This window comes from Mesorhizobium sp. M7A.F.Ca.US.014.04.1.1, assembly GCF_003998745.1.
Classification (GTDB): domain Bacteria; phylum Pseudomonadota; class Alphaproteobacteria; order Rhizobiales; family Rhizobiaceae; genus Mesorhizobium; species Mesorhizobium ciceri.
The window spans coordinates 1-4,337 of record NZ_RZRW01000481.1; the positions used below are offsets into that span (position 1 = coordinate 1).

Below are 4,337 nucleotides of genomic sequence, written 5' to 3' on the forward strand. Positions count from 1 at the left end.
GGTGTCCGCCGATCCTCGAATGGTGAGGGAAATCGGTAAGGTAACTGGAGCCAACCCCTCCAGTCGGTCTAGCGGCCAACCGCCAGCCCGAGGACACCTTGAAGCAACGACGGTGCGGGCCTTTCTGGTGTTCTGCCGGTTGTCCAAAAACCGGGGTTACTGAAGAGGCACACCTTCATTGCCGGCAGTGCGGACGGGTCTCCCATCCAAGCCAAGGCAGACAAAGCGAACCGAGGCCGGGCAAGGCCAAGGTTCACCGCCGCGAGACGGCGCTTCATGGTTCCGGGGTCTCCACCGGCTGGTTCCATGGATTTCCGTCCCGCCTTTGTCCACCGCGAGTTCGCGAGGCCGACAGCCCGCGTCCCGCAGCCTTATTGCGCGCCGAAAGGCGCTGATGGAGAGACCCCGATGGCCACCCAGCGCATCCTTGACTTCCTCGCCACCCGACGTCCGACCGGCCCCTGCCTCGTCGTCGACCTCGATGTCGTGCGCGACAATTTCCGCGCCTTCGAGAAGGCGCTGCCCGATTCCAGGATCTACTATGCGGTGAAAGCAAACCCGGCGCCGGAAATCCTGCGCCTGCTTGCTGCGATGGGCTCGTCCTTCGACACCGCTTCCGTTGCCGAAGTCGAGATGGCGATGGACGCTGGTGCACCGGCGGACCGCATCTCCTTCGGCAACACCATCAAGAAGGAGCGTGACATCGCACGCGCCTACCAGCTCGGCATCCGCCTGTTCGCCGTCGATTGCGTCGAAGAGGTCGAGAAGATCGCCCGCGTCGCGCCCGGTGCGCGCGTGTTCTGCCGCGTGCTGACCGATGGCGAGGGCGCCGAGTGGCCGCTGTCGCGCAAGTTCGGCTGCGTGCCGGCGATGGCCGTCGACGTGCTGCGCCATGCCAAGGGGCTCGGCCTCGACGCCTATGGCGTGTCGTTCCATGTCGGCTCGCAGCAGACCGACCTGACCGCCTGGGACCGCGCGCTGGCCGACGCCAAGGTGGTGTTCGCGACGCTCGCCGAGGAAGGCATCGTCTTGAAGATGGTCAATATGGGCGGTGGTTTCCCGACGCGCTATCTGCGTGACGTGCCGGCCGCCCAGGCCTATGGCCAGGCGATCTTCTCGGCGCTGCGCAAGCATTTCGGCAATGCCATTCCGGAGACCATCATCGAGCCGGGCCGTGGCATGGTCGGCAATGCCGGCGTCATCAAGTCGGAAGTCGTGCTGATCTCGAAGAAGGCCGCCAACGACAATGTGCGCTGGGTGTTCCTCGACATCGGCAAGTTCGGCGGCCTGGCCGAGACGATGGACGAGGCGATCCGCTACCCGATCGTCACCGCGCATGACGGCACGGAGACCGCACCTTGCGTGCTCGCCGGCCCGACCTGCGATTCGGCCGACGTGATGTACGAGAAGACGCCCTATCTGCTGCCTTTGTCGCTGACCATCGGCGACGAGGTGCTGATCGAAGGCACCGGCGCCTACACGACCACCTACTCGGCGGTCGCCTTCAACGGCTTCGAGCCTCTCCGATCCTACGTGATCTGACGGCGCTTGCTCAGCGCATTTTCGAACGGCGAACCGGACACAACTTCGCCTGAAAATGCGCTGAGAGAGCCGATCAGATCATCCCAGGTGGGCGACTTTCGTCCACCCGGGCTCGCCTGTGGAACAGATCTCCGCTCGCCAGGGATTACGGAAATGGAAATGCCAGTTGAAATTGGGGGCCACGCACCGGCCTTTGTGATGGTTGCCGAAACCGCCGCCGATGTTGCGGCGCGCGAGGCGTTGCTCGATCGGGCGATGGGGCCGAAGCGCAGGAAAAAGTCGTCGGAGAAGCTGCGGCGTGGCCGGCGGCCCTCGGAAGGCCTGGTCTTCGTCGCCCGCGATGGCTCGGGCGGCGTCGCCGGCACCGTGCGGCTGTGGGACGTCAGGCTGGGCGAGGGCGGTGCGGCTGCGCTGCTGCTTGGCCCGCTTGCCGTCGATCCGTCGCTCAAGAACGCCGGCATCGGCTCGGCCCTGATGCGCCATGCCATCGCCGAGGCGGCACGTCTTGGCCATGCCGCGATCCTTCTGGTCGGCGATGCGCCCTATTACGCGCGCTTCGGCTTCTCGGCCGAGAAGACCGGTTCGCTTGCCATGCCGGGACCCTATGAGCGGCACCGCCTGCTGGCGCTGGAACTGGTGGAAGGCGCGCTTGACGGCGTGCACGGCACGCTGAGGGCGGCCGGCCGCAAGCTGAAGGCGCAGGAATTGATATCGGCGGCCTGAGATACGAAGCCGCCAGCATTTCATGCAAAAACGCCGCCCGAAAAGGCGGCGTTTTTTCGCGATTGGTGGGCGCCACCTTGGGCGCCTGCATGCCTTCAGCCGATCAGCTGGCTGAGCGCCATGGCAACGGTCATGTCGCCTTCGACCTTTATCTTGCCGGTCATGAACGCCATTGTCGGGTTCAGGTCGCCAGCGATCAGCGAATCGAGATCGTCGAGCGAGAGCTTGATGGTGCAGTCGGTGGGTGCATCGGTGTTCGAGACGGTTGCGCCGTCGATGACGATGACGCCGTCGCTGCCGGTGTCGAATTTCACGGAACGATCGAACCCGCTGCTGGCCACGCGCGACTTGATCTTCTCGGCAATCTCCTGAACGCTCACGCTGTTCTCCTTGTCTGGTTGCATCTGTCTCGCAACGGCGCTTCGATCCAGCCGAAGCCCGTGCCGCGGTTTCGCGATCACGGTCGCTGCCGCATATAGCTTTGCGTTGACGTTTACGTCAACGCGAATTCAGGCGGTTGGTTCCTGCCGTTGCGGCAGGCGAGCCTGGAGGAGGCCGGAAATGCGAGCCCGGCAACTCAGTGTTCCTTGAACGCCTTGGTCATTTCGCTCGCCGTCTCGCTTTTCTTGCGGCGCAGCCAGTTGTCGCGGATTTCGTCCTTCGACAGGAAATTGACCTGGTCGATCAGAACCTCATGCACCAAAGGCGCCCCGACACGCGTGTTGACGGTATCGCGGATGGCGGCGCGGAAGGCATCGAGATCGATCGTCGCCTTGTTGGTGAAGTCGATCTGCGGATTGGAATAGAGGTAGGAATAGACCTGGTCGGTGATCAGCGCTTCGGCCGGAATGGACAGTTTCTTGATCTGCTCGGGTTCGACCGTGTAGACAAGCTTGGTCAGGAAATAGCCGCCGATCTCGGAATCGCGGATCAGCGGCACCGAAATGATGTCGGTCTTGACGTAGTCGAGGCCGCCCAGCATCGGCTTCGGCGTTTCGCCGACACCGCGCTCGCCGGCCGCCTGGAAAGAATAGAACACGGCGCCCAGCGTTGCGGCGCAGATCCAGACGGCGATGGCGATGACCTTGATCATCGGGCCTTGTCAGTCCCTTGGTCAGTCCCTTGCAATGGCAACGCGGCACGGCGCCGTTGCCGAGGCAGGATCTCCGATGTGTCGCCTGTGTTCGCCATCACGCCTTTATCCAGCCGAACTCGCCGGCGGAATAGGTGCCGTCGGTCTCGGCGCGCTGGATGGCGTGCCGCAGCAGGCTGGCGACTTCGTTGACCGCGCTGAGATGCGCCAGGATCGCCGCTTCGTTCTTCGCCAGCTTCTGGCGCAGCCGGGTCAGGCCCTCGCGGTGCTGCTCGAGGAATTCGGCTTCGCTGCCGCCCTTCATGGCGCGGGTCAACTCGTAGAGGTAGCGGCTCTTGCGGGCGTTCGATGCCTTGAGATCATAGTTGGTGGCGTTGCGGATGCCTGCCGTCTCTTCCTCGACCACTTCCTCGATGCGGCCGATGATGGCGGCGAGGTTGCCGGGCCGCGCGAACGGGATCGGCGCTTCCGACGTGGTCGTGCGTGCTGGCAGGTTGGGGGTGGATTCCGAAAAGTCGGCCATGGCGTTTCCCAGTTTAGATCTTGATATTTGTTTTTATGGTCGTCTCGTCACCGGTCATCGATCCCGCAGCCTTGCGCTGCAATTGATGGACCAGCGAGGTCGACAGGCTGTTTTGCTGGTCGACCTCGGTCTTTTCCGGCCCGCCCGAAACCGGACCGACGGGCACGACGCGCTTGCCTTCGAGATAGTGGTCGGCGAGCATCGATTTGGCGATGCCGATGCCGCCGCGTTCGGCCATTACGTCCGCCACCCGCTCGGCAAGCTGCGATTTCCACATGTCGCCGGCCAGGCCCTTGCCGTAGACGCCCTCGGTGTCCTTGGGCAGCATGTTCTGGATGAAGGTCTGCAGCACCATCGCCTCGAACTTCTTGAATTTCTTGGCCGGGTCGGTTGCGGCGGCGGCCTTGTCGGCGGTGGCGCGCGACAGGATCGAGCCGGCATCGACGGAAGCGGCGG

General features: G+C 63.9%; 6 protein-coding genes. 2 read left to right on the forward strand and 4 right to left on the reverse strand.

Features of this window, described 5'->3' with window-relative positions:
- The first annotated feature begins 408 nt into the window (after positions 1-408).
- Together odc2 and EOA22_RS25560 are read left to right on the forward strand one after the other, a co-directional pair.
- Positions 409-1,542 carry an ornithine/lysine decarboxylase gene (gene odc2 / locus EOA22_RS25555; RefSeq protein WP_024502712.1) on the forward strand — a complete coding sequence of 378 codons (1,134 nt, stop codon included), beginning with the start codon at positions 409-411 and terminating at the stop codon, positions 1,540-1,542.
- Positions 1,543-1,695: 153 nt separating this feature from the next.
- The gene (locus EOA22_RS25560; protein WP_063168935.1) at positions 1,696-2,265 is read left to right on the forward strand and encodes an N-acetyltransferase; all 570 of its coding nucleotides are present in this window, start codon (positions 1,696-1,698) and stop codon (positions 2,263-2,265) included.
- 95 nt (positions 2,266-2,360) lie between these two features.
- Here the strand turns inward: EOA22_RS25560 and EOA22_RS25565 are convergent, their stop codons facing one another.
- The 4 genes from EOA22_RS25565 to EOA22_RS25580 all read right to left on the reverse strand — a co-directional run.
- Positions 2,361-2,669 (reverse strand): SCP2 sterol-binding domain-containing protein, encoded by a 309-nt coding sequence (locus EOA22_RS25565; RefSeq protein WP_128337429.1) that lies wholly within the window; start codon positions 2,667-2,669, stop codon positions 2,361-2,363.
- Between the two features lie 173 nt (positions 2,670-2,842).
- Positions 2,843-3,358, reverse strand: coding sequence for a hypothetical protein (locus EOA22_RS25570; RefSeq protein ID WP_013529757.1), 516 nt, complete (start codon positions 3,356-3,358; stop codon positions 2,843-2,845).
- Positions 3,359-3,455: 97 nt separating this feature from the next.
- Positions 3,456-3,881, reverse strand: coding sequence for a hypothetical protein (locus EOA22_RS25575; protein ID WP_013529758.1), 426 nt, complete (start codon positions 3,879-3,881; stop codon positions 3,456-3,458).
- A gap of 13 nt (positions 3,882-3,894) precedes the next feature.
- Positions 3,895-4,337 (reverse strand): rod-binding protein (locus tag EOA22_RS25580; RefSeq protein ID WP_127390300.1); only part of this gene is annotated, 443 nt, incomplete at its 5' end.